Annotated in this window: 15 protein-coding genes; 10 read left to right on the forward strand and 5 right to left on the reverse strand. The window is 57.6% G+C overall.

The window, feature by feature from the left end; translation table 11 throughout:
- The first annotated feature begins 23 nt into the window (after positions 1-23).
- From BV494_RS00245 to BV494_RS00265, 5 genes are read left to right on the forward strand one after another with little or no spacing between them, the layout of a single operon-like run.
- On the forward strand, positions 24-1,067 hold the full coding sequence (locus BV494_RS00245) for a sugar ABC transporter substrate-binding protein (RefSeq protein ID WP_104924653.1): 1,044 nt from the start codon (positions 24-26) through the stop codon (positions 1,065-1,067).
- Positions 1,068-1,100: 33 nt separating this feature from the next.
- Positions 1,101-2,603 carry a sugar ABC transporter ATP-binding protein gene (locus BV494_RS00250; RefSeq protein WP_104921032.1) on the forward strand — a complete coding sequence of 501 codons (1,503 nt, stop codon included), beginning with the start codon at positions 1,101-1,103 and terminating at the stop codon, positions 2,601-2,603.
- A 47-nt stretch (positions 2,604-2,650) separates the two neighbouring features.
- The gene (locus BV494_RS00255; RefSeq protein WP_104921033.1) at positions 2,651-3,622 is read left to right on the forward strand and encodes an ABC transporter permease; all 972 of its coding nucleotides are present in this window, start codon (positions 2,651-2,653) and stop codon (positions 3,620-3,622) included.
- Positions 3,622-4,479 carry a MurR/RpiR family transcriptional regulator gene (locus BV494_RS00260; protein ID WP_104921034.1) on the forward strand — a complete coding sequence of 286 codons (858 nt, stop codon included), beginning with the start codon at positions 3,622-3,624 and terminating at the stop codon, positions 4,477-4,479. Before BV494_RS00255 ends, BV494_RS00260 begins: the two co-directional genes overlap by 1 nt.
- Before the next feature lies 1 nt (position 4,480).
- Positions 4,481-5,341 (forward strand): ribokinase, encoded by an 861-nt coding sequence (locus tag BV494_RS00265; protein ID WP_104921035.1) that lies wholly within the window; start codon positions 4,481-4,483, stop codon positions 5,339-5,341.
- A 45-nt stretch (positions 5,342-5,386) separates the two neighbouring features.
- Here BV494_RS00265 and BV494_RS00270 read toward each other — a convergent pair whose 3' ends face one another.
- Both BV494_RS00270 and BV494_RS00275 read right to left on the reverse strand, forming a co-directional pair.
- Positions 5,387-5,701, reverse strand: coding sequence for an Rdx family protein (locus tag BV494_RS00270; RefSeq protein WP_104921036.1), 315 nt, complete (start codon positions 5,699-5,701; stop codon positions 5,387-5,389).
- A 90-nt stretch (positions 5,702-5,791) separates the two neighbouring features.
- Positions 5,792-6,694, reverse strand: coding sequence for a LysR family transcriptional regulator (locus BV494_RS00275; protein WP_226789999.1), 903 nt, complete (start codon positions 6,692-6,694; stop codon positions 5,792-5,794).
- 122 nt (positions 6,695-6,816) lie between these two features.
- On the opposite strand from BV494_RS00275, the gene BV494_RS00280 reads away from it, so the two are divergent.
- From BV494_RS00280 to recD, 5 genes are all read left to right on the forward strand, one after another.
- Positions 6,817-7,914: an NADH:flavin oxidoreductase/NADH oxidase gene (locus BV494_RS00280; RefSeq protein WP_104921037.1), complete on the forward strand. Its 1,098-nt coding sequence runs from the start codon at positions 6,817-6,819 to the stop codon at positions 7,912-7,914.
- A gap of 204 nt (positions 7,915-8,118) precedes the next feature.
- Positions 8,119-8,631: an SRPBCC family protein gene (locus BV494_RS00285; protein ID WP_104921038.1), complete on the forward strand. Its 513-nt coding sequence runs from the start codon at positions 8,119-8,121 to the stop codon at positions 8,629-8,631.
- 144 nt (positions 8,632-8,775) lie between these two features.
- Positions 8,776-12,225 (forward strand): exodeoxyribonuclease V subunit gamma, encoded by a 3,450-nt coding sequence (gene recC, locus BV494_RS00290; RefSeq protein WP_192938117.1) that lies wholly within the window; start codon positions 8,776-8,778, stop codon positions 12,223-12,225.
- The gene (gene recB / locus BV494_RS00295) at positions 12,222-15,902 is read left to right on the forward strand and encodes an exodeoxyribonuclease V subunit beta (protein ID WP_104921040.1); all 3,681 of its coding nucleotides are present in this window, start codon (positions 12,222-12,224) and stop codon (positions 15,900-15,902) included. The genes recC and recB overlap by 4 nt, the downstream gene beginning before the upstream one ends.
- On the forward strand, positions 15,899-17,947 hold the full coding sequence (recD, locus tag BV494_RS00300; RefSeq protein ID WP_104921041.1) for an exodeoxyribonuclease V subunit alpha: 2,049 nt from the start codon (positions 15,899-15,901) through the stop codon (positions 17,945-17,947). The genes recB and recD overlap by 4 nt, the downstream gene beginning before the upstream one ends.
- Here recD and BV494_RS00305 read toward each other — a convergent pair.
- From BV494_RS00305 to BV494_RS25650, 3 genes are all read right to left on the reverse strand, one after another.
- Positions 17,944-18,186 (reverse strand): hypothetical protein, encoded by a 243-nt coding sequence (locus tag BV494_RS00305; RefSeq protein WP_192938049.1) that lies wholly within the window; start codon positions 18,184-18,186, stop codon positions 17,944-17,946. The genes recD and BV494_RS00305 overlap by 4 nt on opposite strands.
- A gap of 122 nt (positions 18,187-18,308) precedes the next feature.
- A complete protein-coding gene (yniD, locus tag BV494_RS00310) occupies positions 18,309-18,416 on the reverse strand; it encodes a small membrane protein YniD (RefSeq protein ID WP_095923072.1) in 108 nt (35 codons plus the stop codon).
- 25 nt (positions 18,417-18,441) lie between these two features.
- Positions 18,442-18,591, reverse strand: a complete 150-nt coding sequence (locus BV494_RS25650) for a hypothetical protein (RefSeq protein ID WP_192938187.1) — start codon at positions 18,589-18,591, stop codon at positions 18,442-18,444.
- Positions 18,592-18,596 lie beyond the last annotated feature (5 nt).

Raw genomic sequence — 18,596 nt, forward strand, 5'->3', positions numbered from 1 at the left:
AATAACAATCCGAAGGCCAGATGATGAAAAAACTCTTACTGTCTGTACTCACCTCTACACTGTTTTGCTCCAGCCTTTATGCAGCGGATTTACCCCCACTGCAATCCGATACCGAACCGGATCGGACTGAATGGACACAACTGACCGCCAAATATGGCCCGTTACCGGCTATCGATAAATCGCTGAAAATCGGCGGCGTATCGAAAACGCTGACCAACGAATACTGGCGCTCCCTCGGTCAGGGCTATAAAAACTTTGCCGATAAACACGGCTTCACCGTGGAATATCAGGCCGCCGCCAACGAAGACGACCAGCTCGGTCAGCTCTCTATCGCCGAAACGCTGATTTCACAAGGGTTCAACGGTCTGCTGGTGTCGCCGCAAACCGACGCCAACCTGCAACCGGCGTATGAATCCGCCAAAAGCAAAAACATTGCCGTGGTGAACGTCAATGACGCCGTGATGCCAAACGCCGCGTATTACGTCGGCAACGTGCAAAAAGATAACGGCGTTCGCGTGGCGGGCTGGTTTATCAAAAAGCACCCTGAAGGCGGCAAGGTCGCGGTCATCGAAGGCCAGCCGGGCGTGTATGCGGCAACGCAGCGCACCAAAGGCTTTAAAGAAACCATTCAGGCCAGCGGGAAATTCACCGTGGTCGCCAGCGTTCCGGCCAACTGGAGCCGCGAAAATGCGTACAACGCCGCGGCGACAATTTTACAGCAACATCCTGATCTGATTGGTTTCTACGCCAACAACGACGGCATGGCGCTGGGCGTGGTGGAAGCCGTTGCCGCTGCCGGAAAATCGAAACAGGTTGCTGTTTTTGGCACCGACGGGATTTCCGATGCGTATGCGTCAATCAAACGCGGCGAGCTGACCGGTACGGTTGACAGCTTCCCGGTGCTGACCGGCGAAGTGGCGATGGAAGTGGTTGTCCGCCTGATTAACGGCCAGAAAATCTCCCGCGTGGTGTCGACGCCGCAGGCGCTGATCACCAAAGACAATGCCGACGCGTTCTCCACCAAAGATAACGCTAAGATTCGCCAGTTACTGGCGCAGCAACAATAAGTCTGGCGTCAGAGAACAGGGCGAGGAGAGTTTATGGAACAGTATTGTTTGACGATGCGCGGCATCAGCAAAAGCTACAGCGGCGTGGCGGCGGTTCAGGGTGTCGATTTCGCCGTCAGGCCGGGCGAAGTGCACGCGCTGATTGGTGAGAACGGTGCCGGAAAATCGACTCTGCTCAATATCCTGTCAGGCGTCCGGGCCGCCGATTCCGGCGAGATCAGGGTCGAAGGGCAGGTGATTCAGATGAAAAACCCGCTGTCTGCGCGCCATGCCGGTATCGCAATGATTCACCAGGAGTTGCAGCACGTTCCTGAACTCTCCGTCGCCCAGAACATGTTTCTCGGGCGGCCCCTGACCAAAATGAAAGGGCTGTTTGTTGACAGAAAGGCGCAGTACAAACGCGCGGTGGCGATCCTGCGCCGTCTGGATCCGAGCATTAATCCGGATGAGCCGATCAAAAACCTGAAAGTCTCGCAGCAGCAGATTGTCGAGATCGCCCGTGCGTTGCTCGATGAAGCCAAAATTATTGCGATGGATGAACCGACGTCGAGCCTGACGCCGACGGAGTTTGAGCGTCTGGCAGAACTGATTTCTGACCTGAAATCGATGAATGTCTCGCTGATTTACGTCTCGCACAAAATGAATGAAATCTTCAAAGTCTGCGACCGCGCCACGATTTTGCGCGACGGCAAACAGGTCGGTGTGGTGAATATCTGCGACGAAACTGAAGAAACCATCGTGACCAAAATGGTCGGGCGCAAAATCGAAAAAGTGCAGCACCACTCGCACGCCACACAACGTGAAGTGCTGCGCGTGGACGATCTCAGCCGCGACAAAGCCGTGCGTAACGCCAGTTTTAGCGTTAAAGCCGGTGAAGTGCTGGGCATCGCGGGGCTGGTCGGGTCAGGTCGCACCGAGTTGCTGAAACTGATTGCCGGCATCGATGCCAAAACCGGCGGCAGCATTGAAGTCGACGGTGTCGTGGTGAAAAAACACAACGTCAGTTCCGCCATTCGCGCCGGAATTGGCCTGGTGCCGGAAGACCGCAAAAAAGAAGGCATCATTAAAGAACGCGCCGTCAAAATGAACATGGCCCTGCCGTCGATGGCGCGCTTTACCCGCTTCGGCCTGCTGAAAAAAAGTCAGCTGAATCAGACCGCGCTGGATGTGATGACGGATTTGCGGCTGCGTCCGCTGAATATCGACAAACCTATCGGCACGCTGAGCGGCGGGAATCAGCAAAAAGTGATTATTGGCCGCTGGGTAGCCGCCGATAATAAAGTGTTTCTTTTTGATGAGCCGACACGGGGAATTGATATCGGGGCCAAGTCTGAAATTTATAATCTGATTGAAAAACTCGCGCAGCAGGGGAAAGCCATTGTGGTGGTTTCGTCCGAAATGCCGGAAATAATGCGTATCTCCGACCGGGTTCTGGTCATGCGCGAAGGGCAAATTACAAAAGAACTTAACGGCGACGATATCACCGAAGAAAATATCGCGCGTTATGCCATTAATGATGTGAAAAAAGCCGTCTGAATTAACGATACGCTCCGACACCTACCAGATTTTTAAAGGCCATTATTATGACAACTCAAGGTAATGTTCAGCCAAAGGCTTTCCCTCTGGCATTATTTACATTCAATGTTCGCGATGCCGGTACGCTGATTGGTTTACTGATTATTGTGATCACCTTCTCTTTTCTTTCGCCGGTATTTTTCACGCTGCCGAACCTGCTGAATATTTTGCAGCAGTCATCGATTAATGGAATTATTGCGCTGGGAATGACGCTGGTCATTATTTCCGGCGGTATCGATTTGTCCGTCGGGCCAACGGCGGCGCTTTCTGCGGTACTCGGCGCGACGCTGATGGTGTCCGGCGTGCCGGTTCCGCTGGCGATTATGGCGACGCTGGGCGTCGGCGCACTGTGCGGCGTTTTCAGCGGAATGTTAGTGGCGTATGCCGGTTTGCAGCCGTTCATCGTCACCCTCGGCGGCCTTTCGCTGTTCCGCGCGCTGGCGCTGATTTTCACCAACGGCAACCCGATTTTCGGTATCCCGATGGAGTTCCGTACGGTCATCAACAGCACGGTATTCGGGGTTCCGGCACCGATTGTGATTGTTATCGCCATTGCGGCAATCCTGTGGGTGGTCATGAATAAAACGCCGCTGGGCGAATACATTCTGGCCGTCGGCGGTAACGAAGAAGCCGCGCGCGTGGCCGGTGTGCCGGTCAAAAGAACCAAAGTCACGGTGTTTGTGATTTCCGGCGTACTGGCGTCTCTGGCCTCCCTGATTCTGATTGGTCGCCTGGGCGCTGCCGAACCGACGATGGGGAATTTATGGGAACTGGATGCGATTGCCGCGGCGGCCATTGGCGGGGCGTCGCTGATGGGCGGGAAAGGCAGTGTAATCGGCACGCTGATTGGCGCGGTTATTTTAGGTTCATTACGAAACGGCCTGACGCTTCTGAATATTCAGGCGTTTTATCAATTGCTTGCCACCGGCCTTATAATTATCATAGCGATGTTGATTGACCGGGCGACACGAGGCAAGTAATGAATCAGGATCCGCGAGCCATAGGCGCTCAAATTCGTATGAAATTGCCACATCTGACGCCACTGGAAAGAAAAGTCGTCGAAGCCATTACGTCTAAAACAGATTTTTCAGAGCAAACGTCGTTAAAAGAAATTGCGCTGGAAAATAATGTCTCAGAGGCAATGATTGTTAAATTGACGAAGAAATTAAATTTCTCAGGATTTAGAGATTTCAGAAGCAGTTTGATTTATTACAACTATTCTGAAGTGGCAAATTTACATGCGGAAATTGAGCCGGGAGACTCGTCGGAGCAATTACTTGAAAAGGTATTTCGCACATCCATTCAGGCAATAGAAGAAACCTTATCTATTGTCGATGTGTCGGAATTTAACCGCGCTGCTGACATTCTTTTTAAAGCCAGGCACATCGATTTATATGCCGTCGGGGGTTCTGCCGCCGTCGCCAGAGATTTGTCGCATAAGCTCCTGAAAATAGGAATTAAAACGACGGTCTACGATGATGCCCACATTATGCTGATGTCAGCAGCCGTCTTATCGGACGATGATGCGGTGGTCGCTATCAGCCATTCCGGCGCCACCCGCGCGGTGAATGACCCGATTAAACTGGCGGCGCGCAACGGTGCCAAAGTTATCGCCATCACCAATTATGCCGAGTCGCCTATTGCGCACAATGCGCATGTGGTTCTCAATTCAACCTCTCAGGGATCGCACTTGCTCGGGGAAAACGCTGCCGCCCGCATCGCCCAGTTAAATATTCTGGATGCCTTATTTGTGGCGATTGCGCAGAAGGATTTGAAGACAGCGGAGAAAAACCTGATGAAAACCCAGCAGGCGGTTCAGGACCTTCGGGAATACTAGAATGGGTAAAATTTTAGTCACGGGCAGCCTTCATTACGACATCGTGATCCACGCGCATCACCGCCCTGAAAAAGGCGAAACGGTAATGGGCAGCGGCTGTTCGTACAAATTTGGCGGCAAAGGCGGTAATCAGGCGGTGTCCGCCGCGAAAGCTGGCGCGCAGGTCAGCTTTGCCGGTGCGGTTGGTGCGGATACGCAGGGCGATTTCCTGCGTTCCGTGCTCGAAGAGAATGGCGTGAATACGGATTTTGTGGCCGTCAGTGCAGATGTGCCGTCGGGCATGAGCGTTGCGCTGATGGACGCCGAAGGGGATTACGGCGCGGTCGTCGTCTCCAACGCCAATAACCGGGTAGATGCCGCGCAATTTGGCCACGACGCCGTCTGGCAACAGGTTGAGATGTTGCTGCTGCAAAACGAAGTGCCGGAAGCGGTGAATCTGGCGGCAGCCGAAGCGGCAAAACAGCGTGGCATCCGCGTGTGTCTGAACGCCGCCCCGGCGCGTGAGATGTGCAGCGCGATGCAATCCGCCGTCGATTTGCTGGTGGTCAACGGCGTCGAAGCCCGCGACCTCAGCGGCATTACGGTGAATGCGTTATCCGATGCCCGCGCCGCCGCCGAATGGCTCGGCGAGCATTATCCGGCAGTGGTCGTCACGGCAGGCGAACACGGCGTTGCCTGGTGCGAAGCCGGTGAACGCAGCCAGTCCATGCCCGCCGAAAAAGTCGAACTGGTCAGCACGCACGGCGCAGGCGACTGCTTTATGGGTATGCTCTGTACGTCACTCTTGCAGGGCGACACGCTGGCCGGTTCCGTAGCAAAAGCCAACCGCGCCGCCGCAGAACACGTTTCACGTAAAGCGTAGCGTTGATGCAAAAAAATAAGGCAGGGAGATCTCTGCCTTATTCATTTATTCCGCAGAATCCGTTCCTGTCTCAGGAATTTTCTTCTTATCCACATGCCCTAAATCGCGGTCCGGGAAGCAGATATCGCGCACGCGCTGTTTAAGCGGTGCGGCGTCCGGAAAACCGCCGTCTCTTTTGCGTTCCCAGATAAGCTCGTCATCGACTTTAATCTCGTAAATTCCTCCCGTGCCCGGCACCAGCGTGACCGACGCCAGATCGGTGCTGAAAGAATTCAACAGTTCCTGTGCCATCCACGCGGCGCGCAACAGCCAGTTGCATTGGGAACAATAAGTGATGGTAACTGCCGGACGTTTTTCCATGGAATAACCCTTCTGTGCGCGGTTTTATTGCCGCGTTTTAAACATGTGAAAAGCAGATGAAGCCTTGAAAATACCATGATGTGGCGCGATTTACTCCCCGCTGCACGCCTGTGCCAGAAGCTGACGCAGCCACTGGTGCGCCGCCGATAAATGCGAGCGCTCGTGCCACGCGGCGACTTTGGTAAAACCGGGGATCGTCAGTGGTGGCGGTAATACCTCGAGCCCTGCGGCATCGCGCACCAGACGTTCCGGCACCACGGCAATCAGGTCAGTGGTTTGCAACACCGGCGGCAGCACCAGAAAACTGTTCACCGACAGCACGACGTTACGTTTTTTGCCCAGCGCCTGAAGCGCCTTATCGGTCACGCCTTCGAAATTATCGCCGCTCAGCGACACCAGCGCGTGATCGTACCGGCAGAACGTATCGAGAGAAATAGCGCCGTTTTTAAGCGCCGGATGGCCTTTGCGCAGTGTACAAACATAGCGTTCGTCGTAAAGATGGCGGATGTGTAAATCAGGTGGCGTGGTTTCCGGCGTCAGCAGCGCAAGGTCGATTTCACCACGCTCCAGCCGCCCCAAAACCGTGACATCTTCGGCGCGCTGTACCGACAGATGAATGCCCGGCGCACGCTGTTGCAACAGGGAAAAGAACGGCACGATAATCACACTCAGTGCGTAATCGGTGGCCGCCAGTGTGAATGTCATTTCGCACTCTGCGGGAACAAAGGCTTCCGGTTCCAGCAACGCTTCTATCTGCGCCATGACCCGTTTTACCGGTTTCGCCAGCGCCAGCGCACGTTCCGTCGGCACAATGCCGTAACGTGAACGGACAAAAAGCGGATCATTAAAACTGTCACGCAGACGTGTCAGCATACTGCTGACGGCAGGCTGCGTCAGGGAGAGGCGTTCGGCGGCGCGGGTGACATTCCGCTCGTCGAGCAGGGCGTCGAAAGCCTTTAACAGGTTGAGGTCGAGACTTTTAAGGTTGCGCATCGGCAGGGCACTCTTTGAGTTATAACGAAATATTATGTGCACTATAATATTTCTTCACTTCCGCATATAGCTGTCCGACGTCACTCTGGTCGCCGGATGCCAAACTCACCGGGAAAAAAATTATGTCCGCACTCTTTACGCCGTTTACCCTGAAAGACGTCACGTTAAAAAACCGTATCGCTGTTCCGCCGATGTGCCAGTATTCCGCCACTGACGGCGTGTCGAACGACTGGCATCAGGTGCATTACGCAACACTTGCGCGCGGTGGCGCAAGTCTGGTTATCGTCGAAGCGACCGCCGTTTCGCCGGAAGGCCGCATCACTCCGGGATGCTTAGGGATCTGGAACGACGCACAGGCCGCTGAACTGGCGAAAATCGCCAAATCCATCAAAGCCGCCGGGGCTGTTCCGGGGATTCAGATTGGTCATGCAGGCCGTAAAGCCAGCGCCAATCTGCCGTGGGAAGGCGATGATCATATTGCAGAAGGCGATCCGCGCGGCTGGGCGACTATCGCACCTTCAGCGGTTGCGTTCGGCAAACATCTGCCAAAAGTGCCGAAAGAGATGACAAAAGCGGATATCCAACGCGTTATGGCGGATTTCGTCGCGGCAGCCAAACGTGCGCGCGATGCCGGTTTTGAATGGCTGGAACTGCATTTTGCCCACGGCTATCTGGCGCAGAGTTTCTTCTCCGTGCATTCCAACACCCGCACGGATGAATACGGTGGTGATTTCGCCGGTCGCAGCCGTTTCCTGATTGAAACCTTCGACGCCGTTAATGCGGTCTGGCCGAAAAACCTGCCGATCACCGCGCGTTTTGGCGTGATTGAATACGATGGCCGCGACGAAGAAACGTTGTCCGAGTCCATCGAACTGACGCGCATCCTGCGTGAGAAAGGGCTGGATCTGCTCAACGTCAGCGTCGGTTTCTCCACCTGGGAAGCGCAGATCCCGTGGGGCGCAGGTTTCCTCGCACCGGTTTCGCGCCGCGTGCGCAAAGAAGCCGGTTTGCCGGTCGCCAGTTCCTGGGGCGTGGCGTCTGCGGACGTCGCCGAACGCTGCATCAGCGAAGAAGACATGGATCTGGTGATGATCGGCCGCGCGATGCTCGCCAACCCGCATTATCCGTATGCACTGGCGAAAGAGCTGGGCGTAGAAAATCCGTCCTGGGTCCTGCCTGCGCCTTACGCGCACTGGCTTGAGCGTTACAGCATCAGCTAAAACTTCAGTGATAACATCCGCGTAAAATAGCGGTAAGAACACAGGCAGAAGCGATCCTTCTGCCTGTTTTTTTGCGTGTTTTCCAGATATAAAAATCAGCGATGATTATCATCACAAGTGATGATTTCAGTAATATCTCGCTATTGCGTATCTTGTGCTCAACGCCAGCCTGCGGGCCGGAATCTTAATTCTAAGGAGCTCAACATGAACGCAATACTCTGGCCGGAAGGCTTTATCCCCGGTGAAACCGACAACTTCGCCTCTAACGAAATGATCATCACCGGCCTGACCGTGGAAGAACTGTGGGCGCAACTCGACAACACCGCCGCATGGCCGGTGTATTACAGCAACGCATCGGATATCTTTTTCCACGACGGCACCGGTCCGGGCCTGAGCAACGGCGCACGTTTTCGCTTCAGCACGTTCGGCTTTCCGGTCGAAGCGCAGGTTAATGAGTACGTACCGCCGGTAAAAGGCCAGCCCGCGCGCATGGCATGGCACGGCTGGGCAGAAGGCGACGCCGAAACCCGGCTTGACGTCCATCACGCCTGGCTTTTCGAAGAACTCTCCGGTGGCCGCGTCCGTGTCCTGACGCAGGAAACGCAAAACGGTAAACCCGCCCGCGAACTCGCGATCACACGCCCGAACCCGATGATCAACGGCCATCAGGAATGGCTGGATGGGATGATCGGTGCGGCTCGCAAAATGCACGGCTGATTTTCAAAGAATTACATTTTGTTTCAGGGCAGGCCGCAGGGTCTGCCTCTTTTCTTTTCAATTCTTTCAATCCTTTCCAAATCAACGCAAAATCTGTCTTCTTGAGCGGCGACAATAAGGGATGCGGGCGTGAATTCAGGTTTGATGGTGTTACACGGAAATCACTCAGAAGCGCTGAGGGATATTCTGGTGTCGTGGATGGCGGCGCATCCGCTGTCTCCGCTGGAAAACGAAGTGATTCTGGTACAAAGCAACGGGATCAATCAGTGGCTGAAACTGGCGCTGGCGCGCGATGTGTCCGAAGGCGGCTGCGGGATCGCGGCGGCGCTGGACATCAAACTGCCTGCGCGCTTTTTCTGGCAGGTTTACCGCGCGGTGCTGGGCAAAGACCAGGTGCCGGATTCGTCGCCGTTTGACCGCTCGCTGCTGACCTGGCGGCTGATCCGTCTGTTGCCGCAATTACTGCCTGAACCTGTTTTTGCTCCGCTGGCGCGTTTCTTAAAAGATGACGGCGATATGCGTAAGCTGCATCAGCTGGCGCAGCGTCTGGCGGATTTGTTCGATCAGTATCAGGTATACCGCGCCGACTGGCTCGAAGACTGGGGCAACGGGCTGGACGTGTTGCGCACCAGCCGTAAAGGCAGCGAGCCGGTGCCGGAAAACCTGCTGTGGCAGCCGCAATTGTGGCGCGCACTGCTGGACGATGTGCCTGAAAGCGAGCGGGGAACCAGCCGCGCCGCACTGCATCAGCGTTTTCTGCAACATGCTCAAACTATTCCTGAAGACCAGCGTCCGGCCGGTTTGCCTGCGCGGCTGATCGTCTTCGGCATTTCGTCGCTGCCGCAACAATCCTTAGAAGTTCTGGCTGTGCTCGGCCGCTGGACGCACATCTTTATGTGTGTCCATAACCCGTGCGAGCACGACTGGAGCGATATTATCGCCGATAAAGATCTTCTGCGCGCCGAACGTGCGCGTCAGCAGCGCAAACCGGGCATGCCGCAGGTGATTGCCGAAGGCGATTTGCATCAGCACGCGCATCCGCTGCTGGCGGCGTGGGGCAAACAGGGGCGCGATTACATCGGCCTGCTCAATGAATATGACAATCACGAGTCCTACGCTTCCACGCTCGCGCCGGTGATCCCGCGTATTGATCTGTTCACCTCCAACGGCGAAGACACCTTATTGCATCAGTTGCAGGAAGACATTCTGCAACTGCGGCCGCTGGCGGAAACGAAAGACAAATGGCCTGAGATTGATGCGCTGAAAGACCCATCCCTGCGTTTTTCGATAACGCACAGCGCCCAGCGTGAAGTGGAAGTGCTGCACGACCGTCTGCTGGCCGCGCTGGCCGCCGATCCGACGCTGAAAGCGCGCGATATTATCGTGATGGTGCCGGACATTAATGGCTATGCGCCGCACATTCAGGCGGTGTTTGGCCTGATGGAACGCAGCGATCCGCGCTATATCCCGTTCACCGTGGCCGATCAGGGGCCGCGTCAGAACAACCCGTTGCTCGGTGCGCTTGAAAGCCTGCTGACGTTGCCGCAGTCGCGTTTTGCCGTCAGCGATTTGCTGGATTTACTCGATGTGCCGTCGGTGCGTCAGCGTTTTGGCATCGGTGAAGAGCAGTTGCCGCTGCTGCACCGCTGGATAAGCGCCGCCAACGTGCGCTGGGGGCTGCATGCGGAACAGCGTCAGAGCCTCGGGTTGCCGTTATCGCCGGAGCAAAACAGCTGGTTCTTCGGCCTGCAAAGAATGCTGCTCGGTTACGCCGTTGGCAGCGGTGACGCCTGGCAGGGCATTGAACCGCTGGACGAAATCGGCGGGCTGGAAGCAGCGCTGATTGGCCCGCTGTCGCATCTCTTAAATTGCCTTGATGAAACCTGGCGTCAGCTGTGTGAACCCGCGTCGCCACAGGTGTGGGGCGAACGTTTACAGGCGTTGCTCAGCGGGTATTTTGCCGAAGATGACGGCGACGACGGTTTTATTTTAGTGCGTCTGCATACCGAGCTGGAAACCTGGCTTGAAGCCTGTGAAAGCGTCGATCTTCAGGCCGAGCTGCCGCTGTCTGTTGTGCGCGAACACTGGCTGGCGCAGTTTGATCAGTCCGGCCTGACGCAGCCGTTCTTTGGCGGTGCCGTCACGTTTGCCACGCTGATGCCGATGCGCGCCATTCCGTTCCGCCATGTTTACCTGCTCGGAATGAATGACGGCGATTATCCGCGCCACCGCGTGCCGATGGATTTCGACCTGATGGGGCGTGATTACCGGCCGGGCGACCGTTCGCGCCGTGAAGATGACCGTTATCTGTTCCTCGAAGCGTTGCTGTCGGCGCGCGAACGCCTGCATATCAGCTGGGTCGGGCGCAGCATTCTCGATAATACCGGGCGTCCGCCGTCGGTGCTGGTGGCGCAACTGCGCGACCATCTGGCAGCGGGCTGGAAAGCGCAGAACGGCGGCGACCTGGTTCACGCGATCAGCACCGAGCATCGCCTGCAACCGTTTAACCGCGATTACTTCAGCAAGGGCAGCGAGCTTTTCAGCTACGCCCACGAATGGCGCGCCGGAATGGACGCGGATATCACCGCTGAAGCGCCGCAGCCGTTGCCGCCGGTGGAGCAGGAAGGGGCGCTGACGCTGCGTCAGCTGGCGGATTTCCTGTCCGATCCGGTGCGCAGTTTCTTCCGCCAGCGGCTGAATATTTACTTCGAGCTGGAAGATGCGGGAAGTGAAGATCAGGAGCCGTTTGATATCAATGCGCTGGAGAACTGGCGTTTGCAGGATGAACTGATCCGCGCGCAGAAATGGGCGCTGGAGGCCGGAGAGTCGCGTCAGGATATTTTGCGTCAGCAGCTTGAACGCATCGAACGGCGCGGTGAACTGGCACCGGGCGAATTTGCCGCCGTGCTGAGTGAAGATCTCGCCGAGCCGATGGAAACGCTGTTCGCCAGTTATCAGAGCGTGCTTGATGAATGGCCGCAGACGCTGGCGAATGAAGCGCTGAGTGTTGAAAGCGCAGGCGTGAATGTCTCGGACTGGCTGGGCGATTTACGCGCTAACGCCAGCGGGGATCGCGCCCGCGTGGTGCTGGAAAGTATCGGCATCATGACCAAAGAACGCAGTTACCGCTTTGACCGTTTGCTCCCTTACTGGGTCGCACATCTGGCCGGACACCTCGGCGGACAGCCGATGCACAGCATCATTATCAGTAAAAACGGCACGGCAGAATTACCGCCGCTGGAGATTAATGAGGCGCAGGCGCTCTGGCAGCAACTGATCGAAACCTGGCAGCAGGGACAATTACGGCCGTTACCGCTGGCGGTCAAAACAGCCTTTGTCTGGCTGAAAAAAGACGGCACCGCGCAAAGTCCGCCGGACAGCGATGCCGGGCTTGCGGCCCGCGATACCTATGAAAATCACGATCCGGCTAACATGAAATTTGGTGAACGCGACAGCAACCCGTATCTGGCGCGCGCGTGGCCGGATTTCGCCACGCTCTGGTCCGGCGGCGAATTCGCTGAACTGGCTGACAAATTGCTGGCACCGCTGAAAAATCATCTTTCCCGCAGCAGCAAAAAAGGAGCGAAAGAATGAAGGAACGCATTTTTCCCTCTGCGCTGAATGTGCTGAATTTCCCGCTGACCGGCAGTCGCCTGATTGAGGCCAGCGCCGGGACGGGTAAAACCTTCACCATCGCCGCGCTGTATGTGCGGCTGGTGCTCGGTCATGGCGCTGAAAATGCCTTCAGCCGCCCGCTGACGCCGCCGGAAATTCTGGTGGTGACGTTCACCGATGCCGCCACCAAAGAGCTGCGTGACAGGATCCGCGAACGCTTGTCCAGAGCGGCGGCGTGTTTTCTGGAAGACCCGGACCAACCCTCGGCGGGCGATGAATTCTTGCTGAGTTTGCGCGCGGAATATCCGGCGGAAGAGTGGGCGGGATGCGCACGTAAGCTGCAACTTGCGGCGGAATGGATGGATGAATCGGCGGTCTCCACCATTCACGGCTGGTGTAACCGAATGCTCGGCGAACACGCTTTCGACAGCGACAGTCTGTTTACGCAGACGCTGGAAACCGATCAGACCGAACTGCTGATGAACGTGGTGCGCGATTACTGGCGCAGCTTCTATTTTTCCCTGCCAGAACTGGACATCAGGACGCTGCGAGCGTGGTGGCGTTCGCCGGAAGACCTGCACAAGAAGGCGTCTCCGCTGCTCGAATATGCCGAAACGCTGGGCACGGACGAAACGCCCGCTGACGTTTTTGAGACCACGAATCAGCAAAAAACCGCCGAACTGAGCGAGCTGAAAGCGGGTTGGGCGCAATGGACGCAGGAACTGCGCACGATCCTCGAAGGTGCGGTGGCGGCGAAAGTGGTCGATGGCCGGAAAATTCAGGCGCGGTATTTTAATCCGTGGCTGGAAAAACTGCATGCCTGGGCGACCAGCGACGAGATCATGCCGGATCTGAAAACCGGCTGGGATCGCCTGACGCCGGACGGTCTGGCCGAATGCTGGAAGCAGGGGCAGCCGCCTGCGCATCCGGCGCTGACGGCGATGGAAACGCTGAAAGCGCGTCTGGAAATGTTGCCGGACGCCCGCAGCGGCCTGCTGCAACATGCCTGCCGCTGGATTGAAAACCGCTTTGACGTTGAACAGAAAAAACGGGCGCAGATGGGCTTCAACGATTTGCTGACCCGCCTTGACGCCGCGCTGCGCAGCGATAACGGCGAACGGCTGGCGGAGATTATCCGCACGCAATTCCCGGTGGCGATGATCGACGAATTTCAGGATACGGATCCGCTGCAATACCGGATTTTCGACACCGTTTACCGCGTGGCGGAAAACGCGCCGGAGCAGGGGCTGATCCTGATCGGCGATCCGAAACAGGCGATTTATGCCTTCCGCGGTGCCGACATTTATACCTATCTGCGCGCCCGCCGCGACACCGGTGGCCGTCACTACACGCTGGCGACCAACTTTCGTTCTACCCGCGCGATGGTGGCGTCGGTCAACAGCGTCTTTGCACTGGCTGAAGACCGGCGTTCCGGCGAAGGCGCGTTTCTGTTCCGCCGTGGTGATGAAAATCAGGTGCCGTTCCTGCCGGTCGAAGCCAAAGGCCGGGATGACGCGTGGATAATCGACGGCGCAGAAGCCGCCGCCATGACGCTGTGGTACCCGGAAAATCAGAATGAGCCGTTGCCGAAAAGCCAATACGCCCAGCTGATGGCCGAAGGCTGCGCGACGGAAATCGTCCGCTTGCTGCGTCTCGGGCAGCAGGGCGCGGCAGGTTTCGGGCAGCCGGATGAGCCGCTCAAACCGGTCGCACCGGGCGACATTGCCGTGCTGGTGAATACCGGGCGGGAAGCGGCGGCAATCCGCACGGCGCTGTCCAAACGCGGCGTGCGCAGCGTGTACCTTTCTGACAAAGAATCCATTTTTCAAAGTGCGCAGGCGGGCGAATTGCAGTTCTGGCTGGCGGCTTGTGCCGCGCCGGAAAACGACCGTCTTCTGCGTGCCGCGCTGGCCACGCCTTCGCTGCATTTAAGCTGGGAAGCGCTGGACCGCCTGAATCAGGACGAAAACGAGTGGGAACGCTACGTTCAGCAATTCCAGCAACTGCGCCTGTGCTGGCGCAAGCAGGGCATTTTGCCGATGCTGCGGCGTCTGATGTGGGAGTTTGACGTGCCGCGTCATCTGCTGGCGCACGGTGATGAACGGGCGCTGACCGATTTGCTGCACCTTTCCGAATTACTGCAACAGGCCAGCGTACAGCTCGATGGCGAGCACGCGCTGATCCGCTGGCTGGCGGAACAGTGCCAGGATGAAAATCAGGGCGGCGATGCGCGTAAGCTGCGTCTGGAAAGTGACGCGGCGCTGGTGAAAGTGGTTACCGTGCATAAATCCAAAGGGCTGGAATATCCGCTGGTGTTCCTGCCGTTCGCCTGCGCGTTCCGCGCGGTGAAAAAGCAGGATTCCCCGCTGAAATGGCATACGCCGGAAGGCGAACTTGAAATCGCGCTGAGCGCCACGGAAGAGCAGCGCGAGCTGGCGGATCGCGAACGTCTGGGCGAAGATCTGCGTAAGTTTTACGTCGCACTGACCCGCTCGTGTTACGCGCTGTGGCTCGGTATGGCACCGCTGAAAGAGTTTGAGAAAAGCGCGCCGGGTTATCTTTTCCACGGCGGCGAACCGGTTGAGGCTGAAGAGCTGCCCGCCAGTTTGCAGGCGCTGGAAACGGAAAATATTCAGGCGTGGCCGCTGCCAGTTTCTGTCGGAGCCTTGTATCGCAGCGAACAGGCGTTGCCGGAACTCGGGCCGCGTCCGCCGTTGCGCACGCACAAAGGCCCGCGCTGGTGGGTATCGAGTTTTTCCGGCCTGCAAATCGCCCCGGCCGGGACTTATCTCGTGCCGGAAGCGCTGAACCGTGAACCGCCGGTGGAAATCGAAAGCGCCGCGCAGGACAGCTATTTAGAAGATAAAAAGTCAGAAAGCAAAGCGTCTGCCGACGGGCTTTTGCAGCCGATGACCGGTGAGAATTTATATGCTTTCCCGCGCGGTCCTGCGCCGGGTAATTTCCTGCACGGTTTGCTGGAATGGGCGGGCGATGAAGGTTTCGCCGCACTGGCGGAAAACCCGGAGCGAATTGCCGATCAGGTGGCGCGGCGCTGTAATACGCGCGGCTGGGAGCAGTGGATTGTGCCGCTGACCGGCTGGCTGACCGCGTTGCTGACGCAGCCGCTGGCGTTGCCGGGCGGAGAGAGTTTCACGCTGGCCGCTCTGCCGCCGTATCAGGTGGAAATGGAGTTCTGGTTCTCGCTGTCGCAGGTGTCCACGCGGCGTCTCGATACCCTGGTTCAGCACTATACGCTCGGGGGCGCAGAGCGCGCGCCGCTGCTGGCGGAAGAACTGAACGGCATGCTGAAAGGCTTTATCGATCTGGTGTTTGAGCACAACGGGCGTTATTACGTGCTGGATTACAAATCTAACTGGCTCGGCGATGACGCCACCGGTTATGACCAGACGGCGATGACGCAGTCGATGCGGGATCACCGTTACGATTTGCAGTTCACGCTGTATCTGTTTGCGCTGCATCGTTTGCTGAAATCTCGTTTGCCGGATTACGACTACGACCGCCATATCGGCGGCGCGGTGTATTTATTCCTGCGCGGCAGCCACGCGCCGGGCAACGGGGTCTGCGTCCAGCGGCCGGATAAAGCATTAATGGAAGAACTCGACGTTCTTTTCAGCCGCACTGAGGAACGCACATGAAAATCAACCGCCGTGAAGACATTGTAAAACTGCTGGCCAGCTGGGTGGAGTGTGGCTGGCTGCGTGAACTGGATCGCGCGCTGGTGACGTTTCTGGCAAAAGAAGCGCCGGATGCGCACCCGCTTTTATTGCTGGCAACGGCGTTGACCAGCTACCAGCTTGGGCGCGGCCATGTGTGTCTGGATTTGCAAGCCACGCTGGCAGACAGCGCGTTTTCGCTCTCGCTTCCGCCCGACGGCGATCATTCCGATGGCGCGATTTCCCGCCCGTCGGCGGTGCTTGACGATCTGAGTCTGGAAGAGTGGATGGCGGCGCTGGTGAACCCGCAGCTGGTGGGCAGCGGTGACGGCAATTCGCCGCTGGTGCTCGCCGGACACCGCCTGTATCTGCGGCGTTACTGGCAGTACGAGCAGAACGTGCGCGAGGCCATTGAACAGCGACTGAGCCGCACGCAGCTGAATGCGCTGCCCGCGAAATCGTTGCGCGCGTCACTCGATGCCCTGTTCCCGCAGGCCGGAAACGCGGAGCCGGTGAACTGGCAGAAACTGGCGTGCGGGCTGGCGGCGGGCGGTGCGTTCAGCATTATTACCGGCGGCCCCGGCACCGGAAAAACCACTACGGTGGTGCGTCTGCTGGCGCTTTTGCAGGCGCTGGCGCTGGAAGAAAACGGCCAGCCGCTGCGTATCCGGCTGGCGGCGCCGACCGGTAAAGCGGCGGCGCGTCTGAATGAATCAGTGGCCGGTGCCGTTTCGCGGTTAGATCTGCACGCGCTGAACAACGGCGATGCGGTGCGCGACAGTATTAATACCGACGTGGTAACGCTTCACCGGTTGCTCGGCAGCCGGCCGGATACCCGGCATTTCCGGCATCATGCGGGCAATCCGCTGATGCTCGACGTGCTGGTGGTGGACGAAGCGTCGATGGTCGATCTGGAAATGATGGCGGCGCTGCTGGCCGCGCTTCCCCAGAATGCACGGCTGATCCTGCTCGGCGATAAAGATCAGCTGGCCTCGGTGGAAGCCGGTGCGCTGCTCAGCGAGTTATGTCAGCGGGCAACGGGCGGGCATTATCTGCCGCAAACCCGTGACTGGCTGCAAAGCGTAACAGGGGAAAAAATTCCGGATGCGCTGGTCGATCCGGCGGGAACGTCGATGGATCAGGCCGTGGTGATGCTGCGCCACAGCTACCGTTTTGATGCACAAAGCGGCATCGGACGGCTGGCGGAAGCGGTCAATGATGGCGACGTTAAAGCGCTGAAACAGGTCTGGAAACAGGGTTACGCCGATCTGGCACAGCTTACGCTTACCGCGGATGACGACACTGAACTGCACGATTGGGTGATTAACGGCGGGGCGGGGCGGTTTCCGGCTGCGCAAAGCCGACAGGGCGTTGAGCCGCCGGTCGGCTACCGCCATTATCTGAACGTGATGACCAATGAACGTCCGGCGGATGATGCGCCGCCGGAAGCGTTCAGCGCCTGGGCTGCGAAAGTGCTGCTGGCGTACAGTCAGTTCCAGTTGCTGTGTGCTTTGCGTGGCGGGCGCTGGGGCGTGGAGGGCCTGAATCAGCGGATCGCGGAAATACTGTATAAAGACGGGTTGCTGAAAGGCGCGGTTGGCTGGTTCCCAGGGCGTCCGGTGCTGGTGACGCGCAATGATTACAGTCAGCGGTTAATGAACGGCGATATCGGCATGACGCTGGAAATCCCGCACCGGCTGGCGGACGGTACCGTGGTGCCGGTGCTGCGTGTGGCATTTCTGACCGGCGACGGCACGCAGGATATCCGCTGGATCATGCCGGGGCGGTTACAGGCGGTCGAAACGGTGTTTGCCATGACGGTGCATAAATCGCAGGGTTCTGAATTTACCCATACGGCGTTGCTACTGCCGGAAAATCTCAGCCCGATCCTGACCCGTGAGCTGATTTACACCGGGATTACCCGTGCGCGTCACTGGTTCAGTCTGGGATGTGTGGGGGGAATTAACGCCGTGCTGCCGGAGGCCGTTCAGCGCAGGGTGCTGCGCGCCAGCGGTCTGGTCAATTAAAATTCGTAAGCGTGCAGTTTGACCGGTCTGCGCATCGGGCGGGCTTTCGGGCCCGCCATTTTAGTGGCTTTATCGGGATCGCCGGCAACAAACTCCAGCGTCGGCGAGTAGTAAAAAGGCAGCCAGCCGCCGTAGCCATTCTCCCACTCCCAGCGAACCGGGCAGGGCCACAGAATGTCTTCGTGCATAATGTAATAGGTCCATCGCCCGTGCGGACGACGCGGTTTGCGGTTATTCATAAGCAGACGGTCAGACTCTTAAACATCACGGGGGATATTTTCGCCTGCGCGGCATCAGGTTTCAAGCCCGCTGGCCGAATTGTTGATTATTTAAACAATCCGGCAGGCGTATTTGCAAAACTTTACCCCCAGATCATGGCGGCCCAGCGCAGGAGCATCAGCGCACCACAGATGCACAAAAGCACCACCACCATTTTCCAGTGTTTGGCCATCATCCGTTTTGTCACCATTTTTCCTCCCTGTACCGGGGGGCTTTCAGCCCGCCATATGATGGTCTACGTAGTGAACAACCTGCTCTTTCAGCTCGGGTACCGTTTGATCGGCGAGCCATTCGAAGGCCATCAGCAACAGGGCTGCTGTGACCAGAACGGTTAAGAGTAAACCCGCTTTTTTACGCGCTTCCATGGATC

It is taken from the genome of Rahnella sikkimica, from assembly GCF_002951615.1.
Classification (GTDB): Bacteria; Pseudomonadota; Gammaproteobacteria; order Enterobacterales; family Enterobacteriaceae; genus Rahnella; species Rahnella sikkimica.

Coding starts and splice junctions, on each gene's coding strand:
- yniD (WP_095923072.1), bottom strand. CDS start 18,416: ATGGTGACAAAACGGATGATGGCCAAACACTGGAAAATGGTGGTGGTG.
- BV494_RS00260 (WP_104921034.1), top strand. CDS start 3,622: ATGAATCAGGATCCGCGAGCCATAGGCGCTCAAATTCGTATGAAATTG.
- BV494_RS00265 (WP_104921035.1), top strand. CDS start 4,481: ATGGGTAAAATTTTAGTCACGGGCAGCCTTCATTACGACATCGTGATC.
- recC (WP_192938117.1), top strand. CDS start 8,776: ATGGTGTTACACGGAAATCACTCAGAAGCGCTGAGGGATATTCTGGTG.
- BV494_RS00250 (WP_104921032.1), top strand. CDS start 1,101: ATGGAACAGTATTGTTTGACGATGCGCGGCATCAGCAAAAGCTACAGC.
- BV494_RS00245 (WP_104924653.1), top strand. CDS start 24: ATGAAAAAACTCTTACTGTCTGTACTCACCTCTACACTGTTTTGCTCC.
- BV494_RS00305 (WP_192938049.1), bottom strand. CDS start 18,186: ATGAATAACCGCAAACCGCGTCGTCCGCACGGGCGATGGACCTATTAC.
- BV494_RS00275 (WP_226789999.1), bottom strand. CDS start 6,694: ATGCGCAACCTTAAAAGTCTCGACCTCAACCTGTTAAAGGCTTTCGAC.
- recD (WP_104921041.1), top strand. CDS start 15,899: ATGAAAATCAACCGCCGTGAAGACATTGTAAAACTGCTGGCCAGCTGG.
- recB (WP_104921040.1), top strand. CDS start 12,222: ATGAAGGAACGCATTTTTCCCTCTGCGCTGAATGTGCTGAATTTCCCG.
- BV494_RS00280 (WP_104921037.1), top strand. CDS start 6,817: ATGTCCGCACTCTTTACGCCGTTTACCCTGAAAGACGTCACGTTAAAA.
- BV494_RS00270 (WP_104921036.1), bottom strand. CDS start 5,701: ATGGAAAAACGTCCGGCAGTTACCATCACTTATTGTTCCCAATGCAAC.
- BV494_RS25650 (WP_192938187.1), bottom strand. CDS start 18,591: ATGGAAGCGCGTAAAAAAGCGGGTTTACTCTTAACCGTTCTGGTCACA.
- BV494_RS00255 (WP_104921033.1), top strand. CDS start 2,651: ATGACAACTCAAGGTAATGTTCAGCCAAAGGCTTTCCCTCTGGCATTA.
- BV494_RS00285 (WP_104921038.1), top strand. CDS start 8,119: ATGAACGCAATACTCTGGCCGGAAGGCTTTATCCCCGGTGAAACCGAC.